Genomic DNA, 18,843 nt, shown 5'->3' with positions numbered 1-18,843 from the left:
TGACAGATAAAAGTGTGGTTTTGCGAGGAAATTGTGAGAATATTGTAGTAAAATAAGGAAAAAGAGACGATATTTATAGGAGGGATATGGTATATGGTTAAAAAAATAGTTAATAAGATGTCGATAAACAAGGCAATATTATTTTACAAACTATTCAGAGTAGGATTTAAATTTCATAATGGAAAAGGAACTCCATTTATAGAAATATAGTATATATTGTTAATATAAGAGTCTTTACAGATTTAATTTAGAAGTTAGATTTGTAAAGGCTCTTATTTATTATCCCTAGTTTATTTTTTTATTTAAATAAAAGCTGTATATAAGAATTTTAATTTAATGTTATAATGAATATAGTATAAAAAATTCTTATATACGGGCAGGGATTGGCAATGAGAATTATAAATGACAGATACATTGTAGAAAAGATAATTTCTAATGGGGATCATATTAGTAGTTACCTTGTAAAAGATAAAATTAATGATAAGAAGTATGTTTTTAATATCATAGAGACTAAACTACTAAATGATAGAATAAAAGACAATATTTTATCTAGCATCACTTGGATTAAAAATCTGAATTTTGCTGGAGTAATTAACTTATATGATTTTATTACAATAGAGAATATAGATGGAACAAAAAGTGAAGGTAGGAAGTTTGCTTATTTAACTGAAGAGCTTAATGAAGGTGCTAAGAAGATTTCTGATATTAAGCCAGCTAGTATTGACATAAAGTTAAATGTATTCGCTCAACTAGTAGTCATTATCAACACCTTAATATTAAAGGGATACGTGTATGATAAACTAGATTTAGATAATATATTTTATTTACCAAGTGGAGATGTAAAGCTTAGCGATATCCTATCTATAGAAATAGAAAGGATAAATTTAAGCAATGATTTAATAGAAAATATTCTATTAGTTACTGAGGATAATAAAGATGATTATTATAAGTTTAATGACTTAACATATATTTTTAATTATATTTTTGAAAATGAACTTCAAAAAAATAAGGATGAGCATAAGGCTTTAAATAGATTATATAAAAAACTTATAGAAAAAGCATTTTCAGATTTTGAATCTATTATAGAATATATAAATTTAAAATTTAATAAGACATTTCCTAAATTTGATTATAGTTATTTAAATAGGATAAATACTGAACTACCTATAATAGGAAGAGAATATGAGATTAATAAATTTATTCAGAAAGTAGATGCTGTTGTAGCTAAAAAGATTCAGTTTTCTATAACGTCTATAAGTGGTGATGAAGGTAGTGGGAAAACAAAATTATTAAATTATTTTAAAAATATCATAGATAACAAATTTGATGATAATGTAAATATTATTGATATAGAGACGCTTGTAAACAAAAGTATTAGTATTGAAGAAAATAGAAGAATAGTGTTTGATTTTCTTCAAGGTGTATGGGATAAAAAACAAAAAGAAAAATATGAAAAATACATTGAAGAATTTTTCTATTTAATAGTAAAATCAAAGGAAATGTATACCGAGGAAGATAAAAATACTTATTTAATAATAATTAATAGAATAACCAAATTTTTATCAGAGATATCTAAGAATAAGTTTACTGTGTTATTTCTTGATAATATTGAGAGCAAAACCTATATAGGAAAGCTATTTCTGAAATATTTATGTCTATCACAAATTTCAATAGAAAACTTTCTAGTAGTAATAACTTATAACGATAATAAGATTAAAAATTCTATGGGGATTGATAATTTTATTCAAGAGTTTAAACTAAATAAAGATTTCGATGAATATAATTTAAACTATTTAAATGAACATGACACAAGGAAACTAATACGAAATATGTTAAATACATCTTTGGATTTATATGATTTTTCTAACAAAATCTATAAAGAAACATTAGGTAATCCAATGTATGTAATTGAAATTATAAAGAAGTTATTTGAAGATAAAGTAATATATATTTCTGAAAAAACTGGTAAATGGAAAGAAAATCTAAAGGATAAAGAGATAGCATTACCTAAAAATATAGAAGAAGAAGTTCAAAGGGAGCTAAAACGAGTTTCTGATGTTTCTTATGATATCCTTAAGAAATTATCCATGTTTAAAAGTCCTATAGAAGAAGAGCTATTATATAGTTTAGGAATATTAAACAAAGATAACATGAGAGAGTTTAAACAGCTTACAGTTGATGACTATGTAGGGGAAAGAATATCTGATAGAGGTATACTATATGGAATGAATAATAATCTTATGAAGAAAATTATTTATAGAAACACCTCTATAAAAGAAAAAAATATATGGCATAGTGAAATAAGTGATTTTTTGGAAGAGAAAATTAAAGAAGGTTATTCCTACGAGGATGAGCTTATTTATCAATTAGAAATATTAGAAGAAGACGATAAGTTTGTTAGGTTATGTAAAGAGTGTGGAGAGCGTGAATTTAAAGCGTGGAATAATAATAAGGCTATATATTACTATAACAGATGTTTAGAATCCAAGAGTATAAGCAATGAAGCCTATATTGATATAAGCTTAATTTTGGCAGATTTATATTATAGGGATGGTAATATTGATGAGAGTATTAATTGTTATAAGAGCTTATTGTGTATTGTAAAAGAAAAAGAAATTAGAGCTTATTGTTATGCAAGAATTGTAGCTATTGGATATAGAGTAGAAGAGTCAAGTTTTTTAGAAAAATCTTTAAGAGAATGTAGGACTATACTTGATGAAATAGATTATCATAAAGGTGAAGTAGCTTATTTGCTTGCAAAAGCTAAATATAAAAATTTCTTAGGTGAATATAGAGAAGCAATAAAAATTTCGTTATATGCTTTAGAATTTTCAAAATATAAATATATGGATTTAGTAGGTTACATTTATATATGTCTTGGAGATTCATATACAAGTATTAATGAGAAAAATAAACCAATAGAATGCTTTAACTTAGCAAAAAAGTATTTTAAGGAAGCATACAATTTTAGAGGAATAATATCTTCAGATTTTAATATAGGAAATTACTTTTTTAGGATAGAAGAGGACAACAATCAAGCTCTTACGAATTTATATAGTGTACAAAAGGCAGCTAACAAATATGAGATTACAGACTTTATTGTTTTAAGCAATGTTTATATAGCAGAAGTGTATATTTATCAAAGAAAATATAAAGCTGCATTTGAACTTTTACAGGAAGCTTTAAATAGAACTAATAGTAATTCCCTAGAATATTACAGGTGTTTAGCATGTTTTATGATTGCTGAATGTTCTATAGAATTAAATGAATTTCATTTGGCATATAAATATTTGGAGCTTGGAAAGTTACTTATAGATAAATTTACTTTAAAAGGAGCATTTGTTAAATATCTAATAAGTGTAATGGCTAAGTATCATTACTCCGTAAGCGACTATGAGAAATTATGGGAGAATATTGATGATAACATAGTAAACACAGGTGAATACTCTAGCCACATAGCACTTAAAATTGAGTGTAAGCAGCACTTTTATAATTTAAGAAGATGTAAATCAGAAGAAGATATAAAAAAGGAAATTAATGAAGTTTATAAAAAAAGTAAAAATATAAAGGATACTTATTTTAAGAGTAATTTACTTCTAGATTTTATCATTGCACTTGAAGAGATTGGATATAGGAATGTAGCAAAAGAAGTTTATGATAACTTAGAAACTATAGAAAAAGATAATAAACTAATTCTAAAACAAAAATATATACAATTGATTTTAGATGATAATAAAACTAGAGTTCCAAGTGAAATGGAAGTATTATTAAACTATATGGATGATAAAAAACTACTTTCTAAAATTCATTTAAAAATTGGTGAAATTCATGAGTTGAACAATGAATTTATAGAAGCTATAGAAAGTTATTATAAAGTTATAACCATATTGAATAGGAATATAAAAACACTTCCAATAAAATATAAACTCAATTATATTAATAGTGGAATATTATTAAAGGTTTATAATAACATAGTTAACTGTTTTAATAATAAATTAAAGACTCAAATATTGGGGCATAAAGAAGTAATTAAATCCCTTCAAGAGTTTGATGAATTAATGATTGAGTTAGAAATAGATAACTTAATTAAAAATAGGGAGTTTTTATATAAACTAAAGGAGAATTTTGAAGAAAGTTATTCAAATGAATTTAATAATATATATGATGTATTAGATGGTTTTAAGAGTGATATTATAAGCAATATAGAAAACCTTACAAAATATATATGCAAATTAACCCTAGCTGAAAGCGCTATAGTTACTATGCAAGATTTAGAAGGGGTAGAAACAATAATATACAATTACAGGGCTATAAATCCAAGGACGAAAGTAGAGTTCTTCAAGAGTAAATTTAGTACTGAAGAAGATGGAAAGATAGTAAAAGTAGATCTAAATAGAGCTAATATAGCAGATGAAGATTTATTGCCTAAAGAGATGAAATCAGCTATATATTTAAAAATAAAAAACAAGATAAGAATAGAAGCTAAAGAGAATATTCAAGGCTCAATAATACTTTATTCTAATAGACATTTAAACAATATAAATGAACAGTCTTTAAAAGAATTAAAAACGCTCATTCCTTTGTTAGGATTTCTATTAGATAAACATAATTTAACTTTGAATTCTACAATAGATAAATTAACTAATGTATATAATAGAAAATATTTTGAAGCTAGTTTAGCAGATCTGTTAGAAAGCTCAAGAGCAAACAAAAAAGAGTTTTCTATTGCAATAATGGATATTGATAATTTTAAAGGAGTTAATGATAAATACGGACATCATTTTGGAGATAAGGTTTTAAGCTATGTAGCGGCTATAACAAAGGAGACTGTTGATAAAAATGATGTTGTAGGGCGTTATGGGGGAGAAGAATTTGTTGTTATATTCCCAAATAAAAATCAATATGAAGCTTTTGAAACCTGTGAAAAATTCAGAGAAAAAATACAAAAAAGTTCCTTATTAGGCAATGGATTAGAAGTTACTATTAGCATAGGGATTTCTCAGTACCCCATACATTCAAATTCTAGCGATAATCTTATAAAAATGGCTGATGAGGCATTGTATGTGGCTAAAAATACCGGAAAAAATAGAACTATTATATGGAATAATGAAGTTGGATCATCCAGTAAAATAAATGATAAGCTTGCAGGTATATTGTCTGGAAATACTATAAATGATTATAGAAAATTAAGTGCTATTACAGATATAATAGACTTAATTAGAAGAAAAACAGAGAAGAAAGATAAAATATATGAGTTTTTAACAAGAGTAATGGAAATATCAGAAGCTCAAGAAAGCACTTTGTTTTTAATAGAAAATAAGATAATTGTGGATGAGTATTCACGAAAAAGATATAAGGACGGATGGCATAAAGCAAGTGATATTAACAATAATATGATACTTGAGGTTATAGAAAGTAGAGTTGGAGCTTACCTAGTCAACTGGGATGGAGAAAGTAAGAAAAATGATAGTTATTGGATACCAGATTGGAAGTCTATTTTAATAGTACCTATTATTTATAATGGACTTGTAAAAGGAATATTATATCTTACTGTTTCAATAAATGAAAAAGAGTTTAATCATAATGATTTAAATTTTGTTGATACACTGTCAGGAATATTTGCAGCTATAATATAAGGAGAATAAAATATATTAATATAGGATAATTTATTAATAGGCACTTACAAACAGTAGGTGCCTATTTTATAATAAATTTATTGATGATAGGTTTTTAGTGTTTCATGATTTATATTTTGACAAACAATAATCTGTATTATAGTATATAATATATAATATGTCGAATTTTACAACACGATGTTTATTTTCAAGAGTGATTAATAGTTAAACTTGAAAATAATTAAATTATTTTTATATGAAACATTTATATGATTAAAAAATTTTTTAAAAGCGAATAAAAAGTGGATAAAAGTTGATAAAAAGTGTTTAGACTTAAGTTATTTGTACGATTATAATAATATAGATTATTTGTGGTAAGGTGTGAAGTGGGTGAATATGGAGATTTTGAATAAAATCGATAATTTAGATGATATTATTCTTATAAGGTGCATAATTAAAAGGGATTATGGTGATTATTTTAAGGCGGAAGATTATCAAGGGAATAAATACATAATTGCCAAAAATAAAACTTCTAAAAAATTTAAAAAAGGTACAGATGACACTTTTTATGCTGTAAAAGAAAAAACAGGAGTTATTTTCAAAAAAGAAGTATATCATCCTGTTAGCTCGTCTGAGTACATAGAATTAAAAGAACATTTTGAAAAGGGTATTAGACTAAATTAGTTTAATACCTTTTTTAATTTACAAAAAGTGAATTTTTATTACTCAGTTTAACAATAAATTTGATATAATAAATAAAAAGAAGGGGGCTAAGTTATGTTTAAAAATATGAGAAGAAGTGATAGAGAATTATCACAAGAAGAAGCTTTAGTGATTTTAGAAAAATGCAGTTTTGGAGTGTTATCTGTTTTAGGTGATAATGAGTATGCATATGGTGTTCCTTTAAATTATGTTTTCTCCAATAACAATGTATATATACATTGTGCAAAGCAAGGATTTAAACTAGATTCTTTAAGAAAAAATCCGAAGGTTTGCTTTACAGTAGTTGGTGCAACAGAAACACTAGCTGATAAGTTTTCAACTAATTATGAAAGTGCAATTGTGTTTGGAGAAGCTATAGAAATTATTGAATCTGAGAAAATAGAAGCTCTTAAAGCATTTATCCATAAATTTTCTCCAGATTTTAAGGAAGAAGGAATGCAGTACATAGAAAAAGCGTCATCTGCCACAACTGTTATTAAAATAGAATCGCAAAAAATTACAGGAAAAGCAAGAAGATAGGTTTTGATGATTAACAAGTTCATTTCGTGAGGTATATATTATTATAATAGCAGTTTTATGCGTTAATTGATTTTAAGCTAGGAGGGATACTAATGACGAAGAAGAAAGTAGCTATAGTTCCTAATGTCTATACTGATTATGACAGGATGGGAATAAATTCAGATTACGTTTATTCTATAGCTGAAGCAGGGGCGTATCCTATAATTTTTTCACTTATAGATGATGAAGAGTATATGCAACAAATTTTAGAAGACGTTGATGGTATAGTTATAACAGGGGGTGTAGATTTAGACCCTTTGAGATATGGTGAAGAACCTAGGACACTTCAAGGTCCAATTGATCCTATAAGAGATTCATTCGATTTAAAGATTATTGATAAAGCAATTAAATTGAATAAAGGAATATTGGGAATATGCAGAGGACATCAAAGTTTAAATGTGTACTTTGGAGGGAGTTTATATCAGGATATTAGCTACGGATATGATAAACCATTAAAACATGCTCAACAAGCTAATAAAGATTATGGAACTCATACAGTAGAATTTACAAAAGGAAGCATACTTTATGAGATTTTTGGAGATAAAACAATAGCTAATAGCTATCATCATCAAGTTATTAAAGATTTAGGTAAAGGTGTAATTGCAACTGGTTATACAAAAGATGGAGTTATTGAAGGAATAGAAGTTGAAGGATATTCTAATATAATAGGAGTTCAGTGGCATCCAGAAAAGATGTTAGGAAATAAAGAAATGGAAAGATTTTTTAAACACTTTGTAGACATGCTATAATTTTTTAAGAAAAAAATAGAAAATGTAACAATACTTGCTTGGATTATTTAAAAGTTAATCGGACAATATAATAGTGTAAGCAAGATAAAAGAAAAATTCTTTTAAAAGCTTATAAATCCATGAATCCAAAAGGAGGAATCACAAATGTCAACAAGAAGATTAGTACCCGAAGCTAGAGAAGGCTTATCAAAATTTAAAACAGAAGTAGCACGAGAACTAGGAGTTGAATTCTCAGATTATAATGGGAATTTAACATCAAGACAATGTGGCTCCGTAGGAGGAGAAATGGTAAAAAGAATGGTAGCTGAATACGAAAGCCACTTAAAGTAAGTACTAAGGGTTAGTATTTGCAGGAACAATTACCCAGCTTATTACTAAAAATTACTAACGAATTGGAGGTAATAGTTATGGAGGGAGTTCCACCAGAAAGTTTATAAGATGCTACCTGGAGATTTTCTTTACAGATAATTTAATTATTTGTAAGAAAATCTCCTTTTTTATTTTGGGGAAATCTTGTTCTTTTATTACTTTTAAAATTATGGTAAAATAAGAACAAAAGTTCGATTAAGGTGATGAAGTATGGATAGAGTAAAGATATTACATGGAGCTGATTTTCATTTTGATACACCATTTAAGGAGTTATCAGCGTCAATGGGTGAAAAAAGAAATGAAGATATAAAAAAAAGCTTTGAAAGTTTAATTAATATAGTTAAAGAAGAAGAGGTTTCAATACTACTTCTATGTGGTGATATTTTTGATAATAAATGCATAAAGAAATCTACTTTAGAGTTTCTTAAGGATAGATTAGAAAGTATAAATAAAACTAAAGTTTTTATAGTAGCAGGAAATCATGATCCTCTTAATGATAGAAGTTTCTATAACTTATTGACATGGCCGGAAAATGTACATATATTTTCAAATGACATGGAAGCTGTAGTATTAGAGGATTTGAAAACCGTAGTTTATGGTAAATCATTTAGCTCAAATCATGAAAAATCCTCTCTGTTAAAGGGATTTCAAGTTCCAGTAGAGCATAAAGAATATATTAATATAATGGCATTGCATGGAGAGATAGCTAGAGGTGAACAAGAGAATGAATATAATCCATTAACTCTTGAAGAAATAAGAAACAGTAAATTGGATTATCTAGCACTAGGGCATAGACATGGGTTTTCTAATATAAAAAGAGAAGGGGAAACTTTTTATGCATATAGTGGATGCCCAGAAGGAAGAGGTTTTGATGAGTTAGGGGAAAAGGGGATAATAATTGGTGAAGTTTATAAAGGATATAATAATCTTAAGTTTAGAGCTATAAGCCAAAGAGTGTATGAACTTATAGAGGTGGACTTAACAGGAATTAATTCACAAGAAGAGATATTAAGATTAATTATTAGTTCTGTAGATGAAAATAAGAAAGTTAGAAATTTCTATAAAGTAATATTAAAAGGTGAGGTTTATAGTGAGCTTTCTATAAATATCAAAAAACTTCAATATAGATTAAAAGAAATGTTTTATTATATAAAGATAATAGATGAAACTACTGTGAAACTAGATTATGATATGGTAAAAAACGAAAACTCTTTGAGAGGTATATTTCTTAGAAAAGCATATAAGAAATTAGAAGAGGAACCAGAAAATAAAGAAAGTTTGGAACGAGCACTTAAACTAGCATTTAATGCCCTAAGAGAGGAGGACATTAATTTAGATGATTATTAAAAATATTAAAATAAAGAAGTTTGGTATATTAAAAGACAGGGAGATAGAATTTAAAGAAGGTATAAATATTATAAATGGGGAAAATGAAGCTGGAAAAACTACTTTACAACATTTTATAAAAACATTTCTCTATGGGATGAATTCTAAAAGAGGCAAGTCTATAAGAGATAATACTCGAGCTAGATACGTTATGTTTGACGGAGAAAGAGCTTCAGGAGAAATGGAGATAGAACATAATGGGGAAAATATAATAATTATAAGATCCTTTGGAAGCAGCAAAAAAGAAGATACAATTAAGGTTATCAATGAATTAACTGGAACAGAGGTTGGGGAATTAAACCATAATGAGCCTGCTAAGACTATGATTAACATAAATTCAGAATCATTTGATAACACTGCTTTTATTAAAAGTTTAGGTACTTATTTAAATTCCTCTAAAGATGATGAAATAATGAATAAGCTTACTAATAGCCTTGAAAGTGGAGAGGAAGGGGTTTCTTATTTTAAGGCCTTAGCAAAACTTGAAGCAATAAGAAAAGCTTTAACCACAGCGAGAGGAAATGGAAAAATTGATATTTTAAGAGAGAAAAAAATATCAATTCTAGAAGAGAGAGAACAATTTTTAAAAGCCTCTGACCAGAACCTAGAGGATGAAATGAAGAGGATTAATCTTAGAGGTGAAATATCAACCTTAAGATTGAAGCTTAAGAAGCTTGAAGTATTTAAAAAACATTTAAAGAAAATAAAACTTCAAAAAGAATATAAAGATATACTTCAATATTTAAAGAAAAGTGAAGAGCTTAAAAGTAAAGCAAAAGCTATTGAAGGAGAATTAGAAGCTGAGGAAGGATTAATAACTAAGGGGAAGATAGAAGAACTAAAAGAAGAAAATACTGTTCTTATGAGTTATTATAATTTAGCAGAAGATAAGGCTGAAGAAGGAAAAGAAATTGAAGCTGAGAAATTAGAAGTTGAAAAAATGTTAGAAGAGTTTTCTTCATTAATAGAGCTTGGAGATGAATTAGAAGACAAAATATTAAAGATATCGAAAGAAACAGAAAAGCACAAAGCTCAATTATTAGTGTATGAAGAAAATAAAAAAGAGCTTTTAGAGTTAGAGAGCCGACTAAGTTTTATAAAAAAATCTTTAGGAAATTCAATTAAAATAGAAAATAAGGAAGATGAAATATATGAAGCTTTTAGAGAATACGAAAATAAATTATTTGAATTAAAAGGGAAAGTCCTAGATAGAAAAATAGTAAATTCTTTAGAAGATTTAAAATCCGCTAGTTTAATAAGAAATTTATATTATATTTTAATTGCTTTGGGGATAATTGGATCCATTGCACTGATTTTTATTAAGCCTGTATTTTCAGTCGTACCTTTATTTTTTTCAGGTATTTTTTTGATTTTAAGTTTCAAATATTCTCAAAAGCTTGAGAGTTTAAAAAAGCAAAAAAATGAAAAAGAGTATATAGAACTTTTAGAAAGCAATATAAACAAAATAGAGGCTAAGCTTATGGGATACGGTGAAGAGTTAGGATTAAAATCTTATGAAGAACTACCTAAAGCTGTATCTGAATATAAAAGGTATAAAGATGAAATAAAGACGTTAGAAAGAATGGTAGAAGAAAGAAATAGGCGTCTTAAGAACTACAATATAGAAGAAGTAATTAATTCTCAATCGAGTAATAATCAAATTATCGAGAGAGTACTGTCTTATACTTCAGCTAAAGATATAGAAGAATTAATGGTTAAAATAAAAGAATTAAAATTAGTTAAATCGAGACAGGAAATCGTTATGCATAAATGGAGAACTTTTAATGCCGGATATGAGGCGTTAAAAGAAGATATAGATAATAGAGAAAAATCCTTAAACAGCAAATTAAAAATTCTTAAGCTTGATAAAATTCAATTACATGAACTACCTAAAGAATTAGAGAAGTTAAGTGAAAAAATAAGTGAAAAAGATAAAATCTTATTAGCTTTAAATGGAGTAGAGGATACCTATACAGCCCTTCTAAAGGATAGAGATTTAGAGCATATGAAAGAAGAACTCAAGGAAATGTTAGCAGATTCATTGGAATATTCTTATGAAAGTGAAGAAGAAGTGGAAGAGGAAATCAAAGGCTCACAAAACAAATTATTAGAAGATGAGAAACTTCTGAAAGATGTAGAAAATTCAGTAGCTAATAGATTTTTAGGAATAAGATCTATAATTTCAATAGAGGGAGATTTTCAGGAAATTTCAGATAAAATATTTGAGTATGAAAGAGAATTAGAAGCTTTAGAGATAGCCAAGGAACTTTTAGAAGAATCTTTTAAAGAGTTACAGAAAAATATAGGACCTGTATTAAATGAAAAGGTAGCTTATTATTTTAATAAATTAACTAATGGTAAATATAGAGAAGTTAAGGTTGGAAGTGAGTATGAGCTATTGGTTAGAGAAGAAAATGGAGATATTATAAAAGGGGATTATTTAAGTAATGGAACCTGGGATCAGGTTTACCTTTCCTTAAGATTTGCACTTATAGATATGCTTTTCGAAGATAAAAAAGTTCCATTAATTTTTGATGATGCCTTTATCCAATATGATGACAGAAGGCTTGAAAACACTCTGAAAATTATAAGTGATTTAAGTGATAAGAGACAGATTATATTATTTAGTTGCCAAAAGAGAGAAGTTAATTTCTTGAGAAATAAAGCAAATATAATAAATCTATAAAGCGGGTTTTTAATATTACACTTAATGAGATATAATAGTAAGTATACTAAATTTTATGAGAAGTGGTGGGATTACATGAGAAGCACAGAGATTTATGAGAAAAATATAGAAAACACACAAAAAGATATTAAAGAAGTAAATAAAGGAATAGATAGAGTAGCTTTATTAAGAGGGGTAAGTTTTATAGTTTTAATTATATTAGGTTATCAGTATTTCAAAAAAGGAAGTCCTATAATCTTAGGTTTATCTTTAGTTATAATAGGGGTGTTTATATATTTAGCTATTACTCATACAAGAGAAAAAGAAAAACTAAGGGAATTAGAATTATTAATAAGTATAAACGATGAGCATTTAAGAAGAGCAGAAGGGTTATGGAAGGATTTTTCAGATAAAGGAGAGGATTTTTTAAAAGAAGATCATCCCTTTACAAATGACCTAGATATATTTGGTGAAAGTTCATTGTTTCAGTGGATAAATACAACGAAAACTTTTTATGGAAGAGTAGCTTTAGCTAAAATATTATCAGATAGCAAACTACCAACAAAAGATGAAGTTAAGAGAAGACAGAAAAGCATAAGGGAATTAGCAGATAAATTAGATTTTAGACAAAGACTTGAGTTAATACCATTAAAGCATAAAAGCCCAATAGAAAAAACAGAGAGTTTTTTAAGTTGGGTTAAAGAAGAAAATAGCTGGTTTTTATCAAGTAATGTAAATCTTATAAGAATAATAATGCCATGTATATCATTAATTACTATATTATTAATTACATTTTTTAAACTGCCTTTCAGCTTATTTTTCTTATCTCTTATAATAAATGCAGGGATATTAAGTTTGAAGAAAAAAGAAATAGAAAAAGCTTTAGAGGAGATTTATTCTTTTAAAAAGAATCTAGCTGCTTATTATGAAGGGATAGAACTAATAGAAAATCAAACTTTTAATGATGAACTTAATAAGTCTATAAAAGAGAAGATAGATTCTAAAGATGGTGTAAAAGCATCTAAAGAGATGAAGGAATTAAGTAATATAGGTGAATTGCTTTTTGATAGAGCAAACATGATTTATTGGCTTTTAAATGCACTACTTATGTGGGATTTTATGCTTATGGCTAGATTAGAAAAGTGGAAAGTAAGAAATAAGGATAAGGTTCAAAATTGGCTTTTAGCTTTAGGAGATATGGAGGCATACTCTTCATTAAGTAATGTATGTTATGATAAAGAACATTGGGTTTTCCCAGAAATATTAGATGAAGATATTATTGAGGGGGAAGAGGTTGCTCATCCACTAATTATACCTCAAGGAGTTGAGAACTCATTTAATTTAAATGGTGAATTAAAAACTGCATTAATAACAGGTTCTAATATGTCTGGTAAAAGTACTTTTTTAAGAACAATAGGAATAAATATGATATTTTCGTATTTAGGATTGCCTATTAATGGGAAGAGTTTTAAGTTAGGCAGAATGATTCCTTATACTTGTATGAGGACAAAAGATAATTTGGAGGAAAGAATATCTTCTTTTTATGCAGAGATTTTGAGAGTGAAAAATATAATTGAAGCTACTAAAAGAGGGGAAAAGGTATTTTTTCTTCTAGATGAAATCTTTAAAGGAACAAATTCTGCAGATAGACATTTAGGAGCAGAAATATTAATAAAACAGCTTATGGATAAAGGGGCTAAGGGCTTGGTATCAACCCATGACTTCGAGCTTTGCGATTTAGAGAAAGAAGATAGAAGAATAAAGAATCTACATTTTAGAGAGTATTACGAAAACAATGAAATTAAATTTGATTATAAGTTAAGAGAGGGAAGATCCACTACCAGGAATGCTGTTTATCTTATGAAGATGGCAGGTATAGAACTTCTAGATAAGGAGTAACTAGATATTAAAATCTAGTTACTTTTCTTCTAATTTAAGAAATTATAAAGCTAAAAGTGATATAATATTTTATATCATATACGCTTAACAGGAGGAAAAAATGGAATTAAACAAAAGTCAATGGAGATACATAAACTCTAAGACTTTAGGGCATCAGTTTCTAAAGGGAGGAGAGTTTACAGGTAAAACAACCGCAGCAGTATACAGAATTATAAATTTAGAGAATAATTACAGACTTTTTCAGAATGAAAACATAGTATATGTGGTTTTAAGAGAAGAAGACAAAAAGAATATAGAAGAAATATATGAAAAAGCAAAATTAGATTTAAATTATAGATATGATTCCTTATTTTCTTATTTTAATAAAGGCTTTGAAATACTTACTTTAAATGAATTAATAGAGATATATTCTCAAGGATATATGAGGGTGAAAAAAGTTAACTATAAATTTTCTAATGAGGAGAAGGAATATACCCTTCTAAAAGATTTATTAGTTGATTTTAAATTAACATATAAAAAATCTAAACTAATAACAAATACATCATTGGATTTCTTGTTAAAGGAAATAAAATGGATAAAAGCAAGTAGTTTTACTAAAGATGAATATATGAATATAGATAGAAAAGGAAGAGATAAAAGAATTAAGAAAAATTCTTTATCAAGAGAAGGGCTTTATTATTTGAAAGATAGGTATAATGATGCTCTAAGAGAGAATAATCTTATGGATAAGTGGGATAATATATTGTTTGCTTTAGAATTTGGAAAGAATTTTAATAAGACATATACACATATAATCCTCGATAATTGTGAGGCTTTAACCTTAGCTGAAATAAGATTTATTAACTCTCTATTAGTTATGGAAAAATACAGTTCCTTAACCTATGTATTAGGTGAAAATAAAGAATCAAGAGAAAATACATGGTTTATTAAAGGAAGAAAATATAATGTGCTAGATGAAACCAATATAAATAGAAGTTTTCTTTTAAAAAATAGTTACAAGTCTAAAAAACAGAGCTGGAATTCAATAGAAGAATTCAGGTTTATTAATCTAAGAAATAAGATTTTTAAAGATTTTTCTAGAGATACGGCATCTAATGAAAAAGAACTTGTAATTAAAGAGGGAGATCAGTCTTATATTTATAAAGAGGGGAATTTAAAAGAATATCCTCTGTTCTCTAATATAGCAGCCGGTGAACCTATTTTAATGAATGAAAATGTGGAAGATAGCTTTTTACTGCCAGAAGATTGGATAAGAAATTCAAAGGATGTATTTCTTTTAAAGGTAAAAGGAGACTCAATGGAAAATATCAATATATTAAATGGGGATTTAGTGGTTATAAGAAAACAGGCAACAGCAGATCATAATGATATAGTAGCTGTAGATATAGATAGAAGCTCTACACTAAAGAGGTTAGATATGAGTGGGGAAAGTCCTCTACTAATGCCTGAAAATGAGAAATATGAGCCTATATCTCTAGAAGGAAGAGATGCAAACATATTAGGGGTTGCTATAGGGATTATAAAGAAACTAGGGTAATTAATTAGGGTAAAGGAGTAAAAATGGGATTTGTTATTATAGATTTAGAGTTTAATAACTTAAGAGAAATAACAAAATATATTCCAAGTTTTTATCAAGAATATACGCAGTTAGGAAATACAATTATTGAAAATGAGATTATAGAAATAGGTGCAGTTAAGCTAGATAGGTATATGAATAAAATAGATGAGTTAAAACTTTATATAAAACCAGCTATATTTAAAATATTAAATCCAAAGATAGCTTCAATGACAGGCATAACACAAGAGTCTATAAATAGAGGTATTGAATTTTCAGAAGCTATGAATGTGTTTAAGGATTTTGTAGGGGAGCAGGATATAATATGTACCTGGTCAAAAAATGATATTGTAGAAATAATAGTTAATGCTAAATATCATAAGTATGATCAGATAGATTGGTTAAATGAATATTTGGATATTCAGGAGTATTGTACAGGAGTTTTGGCTCACAAGAAATCTATCAGTCTTAAAAATGCACTTCAAGAACTTAAGATTAAAGTTGAAGATAATAATAAACTTCACGATGCGCTTAATGATGCAGAATACACTTCTAAAGTATTTAAGCGAGTTTATAATCCCAGAGTTGTTAAAAATCATATTATAAATGACATATATAATATGCCTGCTGTTACAATTAAAAATCTAAAGGAATTAAGCTTAGATTATAACAAAATAAATATGAACTGCCCTAGGTGCAAAAATAAAATGAATACAGATAATCCCCTAAGGTTAATTAGTTGGAGATTTATGGGGACTGATTATTGCGAAAAGTGTAAAAGTAAAGTTCTTCATGAAGTTATAGTGAAAAGAACTTTAAGTGGGGATGAGATATATAGTGAAATAAAAACCTTATTAAATGAAGTTGAGTATATGAATTACTGCTATAAACTAAAAAAAGCGGTTAAATAAATGTACAAACTTATGGAATTGAGAGTATATTAAAAATTAACTATATAATTTAACAAATACGAATAAATTAATTAAACTATAACATTTACATTTTAAATATGCTAAAATATAAATGATGATAATTATAAGTTTGAAAGGAAAGAATATGAATATAGCATTTTTTCTAACGCCTAAAAACGAAGTTGTTTACGAAAATTTAGATGCTACAATGAGGCAGGTAATGGAGAGAATGGAGCATCATGGATATACTGCTATACCACTTATAGACAAGTCTGGTAGATACGTAGGAACATTAACAGAAGGTGATTTATTGTGGAAGCTAAAAAACACACCAGAATTAACTTTTGTTAATACAGAAACAGTTAAAGTTAAAGATATTCCAAGAAGAATAAAACATAAAAGTGTTCAAATAAGTGCATCAATAGAAAGTTTAATTTCTTTAGCTGTAAGCCAAAATTTTGTTCCTGTAACTGATGACAACGGAACCTTTATAGGAATAATTAAAAGAAGTGATATAATTAATCATTGTTATAATGGAATGAAGCAAAATCAATTATAATATGATCCAGCTATCTTTGTAAGTTTAAGATAGCTGGTTTTGTTTGTTTGACAGCATAAGATAATTTATATAATATAATTATTATAACACCCCCATAGGGTGCATGCTTAGGAGGTCGGTTATGAATATAGATAAGAAGAATGCTCTTCAGAGTCTTAAAACTAGCAAAGGACAAATAGAGGGAATAATCAAAATGATTGAAGATGAAAGATATTGTGTAGATATATCCAATCAGATTATTGCAGCTCAAGCTCTTTTAAAGAAAGCAAATAAATTAATATTAAAACAACATATGACTCATTGTGTAAAAGATGCTATAAAAATGGAAGACCATGCTGAAGAGAAAATTGAAGAAGTTTTAAGTATTTTAGATAAGTTAATGAAATAAAACTACATAAATGATATAATAAAAGTATTAATTGATTATTATGATTATAAAGGAGAATGATTTTGTTTAGAAATAGAGTTTCCTTAAGAAAAGGGTATACTCCTACTAGCAGCAGTTCACAGTGGAAAACTTGCAATGAATTGTTATATGGGAGTAGTCTATACTTTTTTAAGGAAATACTGCACGTATAAGTGCTAATTCTTGCAAAAAAAGTTTTACTCCCATAAGCCTTAGTGCAAAAGCATTAGGGCTATTATTATGCAAAAAAATAATAGTATAGCTAAATTTGGGAGGAAACAAAATGAAAAAATTAGAGAAAAATATTAAATTAGATTATGTATATAGATTTATATCATCGGTAGATATAACTTCTGCTATATGGGTGTTATATCTTAGCTATAAAGGTTTTAGTTTAACTCAGATAGGACTTGTGGAAGGTATATTTCATGTAGCTAAGTTTATGTTTGAGATACCTACAGGAGCTATTGCAGATATTTGGGGAAGAAAAAATTCTTTAATGGCTTCAAGAGTTTTGGCATTTTTATCGAGCTTGATTATGATTTTTGGAAACAGCTTTGGAGAAATAGCATTAGGGTTTATTATTTCTGCAGCATCCTTAAGTTTAAACTCTGGTTCTGAAGAGGCTTTAGTATATGACTCATTAAAAGCTTTAGGAAAAGAAGAAGAGTATATAAAAGTTAATGGTATTTTAAATTTCTTAATTGAAGTTGCACAGATTCTTGCAGTTTTTATTGGTGGTGTATTATCAGATATCAATTTCCAACTAAGTTATGGAGTAGCTGCCATTATATCATTAGCTTCACTTTTAATATCCTTAGGTTTTTATGAAAGTAATAAGAGTAACTTAAATGAAAAAGATATTATTAAGATACATTTTAAAGAATGTTTTAGAATAATAAAAAATGAAAAAAGACTTATGAAAATAATGATCTACTTTGGAATATTATTTTCTATAGATACAACAGCTCATTTTTACATGCAGGAGTATCTGAGTTCAATGGACTTTACTAGAAGCGAAATAGCAGGCATATTCGTTATTAAAGGAATACTGTCAGCTATAGGTTCTAAATATGCTTATATATTTCATGATAAGTTAGGTAAAAAAGGAGTTATGAAGTTTGTTTCTATAATTACAGGAATATTACTTATGGTAATGTATCTTAAAGGGGTAACAGCAATAATATCATTTGTATTAATGGGAGCTATGATAGGTGCTGCATATCCTTTAAGTTCAAATTATATAAATGAACTTATACCATCAGAACAAAGAGCGACATTGATTTCAATTGATAGTATGCTTTTTTCCTTCTTAATGATAGGAATTTTTCCAGCAGTAGGATTTGCGGCTCAGCATTTATCTATGGGATTAACTTTTATGATTTTGGGATTTATATTGATAGTAGAAGTAATTGCAGCTTTTTATTATAATAGAGATAGTAATTAAA

At 27.2% G+C, this 18,843-nt stretch carries 13 protein-coding genes; all 13 read left to right on the top strand.

Going from position 1 to position 18,843, the window contains the following annotated elements; all coding sequences use genetic code 11:
- Window positions 1–389: 389 nt before the first annotated feature.
- Complete coding sequence (locus L1S49_RS04595) at window positions 390–5,636, top strand: diguanylate cyclase (RefSeq protein WP_238902740.1); 5,247 nt, start codon at window positions 390–392, stop codon at window positions 5,634–5,636.
- A gap of 369 nt (window positions 5,637–6,005) precedes the next feature.
- Window positions 6,006–6,299 (top strand): hypothetical protein, encoded by a 294-nt coding sequence (locus L1S49_RS04590; protein WP_238902739.1) that lies wholly within the window; start codon window positions 6,006–6,008, stop codon window positions 6,297–6,299.
- Between the two features lie 93 nt (window positions 6,300–6,392).
- Complete coding sequence (locus tag L1S49_RS04585) at window positions 6,393–6,857, top strand: pyridoxamine 5'-phosphate oxidase family protein (protein ID WP_238902738.1); 465 nt, start codon at window positions 6,393–6,395, stop codon at window positions 6,855–6,857.
- Between the two features lie 92 nt (window positions 6,858–6,949).
- Window positions 6,950–7,645: a gamma-glutamyl-gamma-aminobutyrate hydrolase family protein gene (locus tag L1S49_RS04580; RefSeq protein ID WP_238902737.1), complete on the top strand. Its 696-nt coding sequence runs from the start codon at window positions 6,950–6,952 to the stop codon at window positions 7,643–7,645.
- Window positions 7,646–7,789: 144 nt separating this feature from the next.
- Window positions 7,790–7,975: an alpha/beta-type small acid-soluble spore protein gene (locus L1S49_RS04575; RefSeq protein ID WP_021800593.1), complete on the top strand. Its 186-nt coding sequence runs from the start codon at window positions 7,790–7,792 to the stop codon at window positions 7,973–7,975.
- Window positions 7,976–8,224: 249 nt separating this feature from the next.
- Window positions 8,225–9,361: a DNA repair exonuclease gene (locus L1S49_RS04570; RefSeq protein ID WP_238902736.1), complete on the top strand. Its 1,137-nt coding sequence runs from the start codon at window positions 8,225–8,227 to the stop codon at window positions 9,359–9,361.
- Window positions 9,351–12,086, top strand: a complete 2,736-nt coding sequence (locus L1S49_RS04565; RefSeq protein WP_238902735.1) for an AAA family ATPase — start codon at window positions 9,351–9,353, stop codon at window positions 12,084–12,086. Before L1S49_RS04570 ends, L1S49_RS04565 begins: the two co-directional genes overlap by 11 nt.
- Window positions 12,087–12,161: 75 nt before the next feature.
- Window positions 12,162–13,964 carry a MutS family DNA mismatch repair protein gene (locus tag L1S49_RS04560; RefSeq protein ID WP_073018099.1) on the top strand — a complete coding sequence of 601 codons (1,803 nt, stop codon included), beginning with the start codon at window positions 12,162–12,164 and terminating at the stop codon, window positions 13,962–13,964.
- 100 nt (window positions 13,965–14,064) lie between these two features.
- Complete coding sequence (lexA, locus tag L1S49_RS04555; protein ID WP_238902734.1) at window positions 14,065–15,501, top strand: transcriptional repressor LexA; 1,437 nt, start codon at window positions 14,065–14,067, stop codon at window positions 15,499–15,501.
- Window positions 15,502–15,524: 23 nt separating this feature from the next.
- Complete coding sequence (locus L1S49_RS04550; RefSeq protein WP_238902733.1) at window positions 15,525–16,430, top strand: 3'-5' exonuclease; 906 nt, start codon at window positions 15,525–15,527, stop codon at window positions 16,428–16,430.
- A 145-nt stretch (window positions 16,431–16,575) separates the two neighbouring features.
- Window positions 16,576–16,989 carry a CBS domain-containing protein gene (locus L1S49_RS04545; protein WP_073018105.1) on the top strand — a complete coding sequence of 138 codons (414 nt, stop codon included), beginning with the start codon at window positions 16,576–16,578 and terminating at the stop codon, window positions 16,987–16,989.
- 121 nt (window positions 16,990–17,110) lie between these two features.
- A complete protein-coding gene (locus L1S49_RS04540) occupies window positions 17,111–17,377 on the top strand; it encodes a metal-sensing transcriptional repressor (RefSeq protein WP_073018107.1) in 267 nt (88 codons plus the stop codon).
- Window positions 17,378–17,678: 301 nt separating this feature from the next.
- Window positions 17,679–18,842, top strand: a complete 1,164-nt coding sequence (locus L1S49_RS04535; RefSeq protein ID WP_238902732.1) for an MFS transporter — start codon at window positions 17,679–17,681, stop codon at window positions 18,840–18,842.
- Window position 18,843 lies beyond the last annotated feature (1 nt).

The sequence above is a fragment of the Clostridium sp. YIM B02506 genome (genome assembly GCF_022324845.1).
GTDB lineage: Bacteria > Bacillota > Clostridia > Clostridiales > Clostridiaceae > Clostridium_T > Clostridium_T intestinale.
Note: the sequence above shows the minus strand (reverse complement) of the source record. Positions and strands in the feature narration are given on the sequence as shown.

What these genes read in the sequence shown, in the direction of transcription:
- L1S49_RS04595 (WP_238902740.1), top strand. Translation starts at nt 390, where the DNA reads ATGAGAATTATAAATGACAGATACATTGTAGAAAAGATAATTTCTAAT.
- L1S49_RS04585 (WP_238902738.1), top strand. Translation starts at nt 6,393, where the DNA reads ATGTTTAAAAATATGAGAAGAAGTGATAGAGAATTATCACAAGAAGAA.
- L1S49_RS04580 (WP_238902737.1), top strand. Translation starts at nt 6,950, where the DNA reads ATGACGAAGAAGAAAGTAGCTATAGTTCCTAATGTCTATACTGATTAT.
- L1S49_RS04575 (WP_021800593.1), top strand. Translation starts at nt 7,790, where the DNA reads ATGTCAACAAGAAGATTAGTACCCGAAGCTAGAGAAGGCTTATCAAAA.
- L1S49_RS04570 (WP_238902736.1), top strand. Translation starts at nt 8,225, where the DNA reads ATGGATAGAGTAAAGATATTACATGGAGCTGATTTTCATTTTGATACA.
- L1S49_RS04565 (WP_238902735.1), top strand. Translation starts at nt 9,351, where the DNA reads ATGATTATTAAAAATATTAAAATAAAGAAGTTTGGTATATTAAAAGAC.
- L1S49_RS04560 (WP_073018099.1), top strand. Translation starts at nt 12,162, where the DNA reads ATGAGAAGCACAGAGATTTATGAGAAAAATATAGAAAACACACAAAAA.
- lexA (WP_238902734.1), top strand. Translation starts at nt 14,065, where the DNA reads ATGGAATTAAACAAAAGTCAATGGAGATACATAAACTCTAAGACTTTA.
- L1S49_RS04550 (WP_238902733.1), top strand. Translation starts at nt 15,525, where the DNA reads ATGGGATTTGTTATTATAGATTTAGAGTTTAATAACTTAAGAGAAATA.
- L1S49_RS04545 (WP_073018105.1), top strand. Translation starts at nt 16,576, where the DNA reads ATGAATATAGCATTTTTTCTAACGCCTAAAAACGAAGTTGTTTACGAA.
- L1S49_RS04540 (WP_073018107.1), top strand. Translation starts at nt 17,111, where the DNA reads ATGAATATAGATAAGAAGAATGCTCTTCAGAGTCTTAAAACTAGCAAA.
- L1S49_RS04535 (WP_238902732.1), top strand. Translation starts at nt 17,679, where the DNA reads ATGAAAAAATTAGAGAAAAATATTAAATTAGATTATGTATATAGATTT.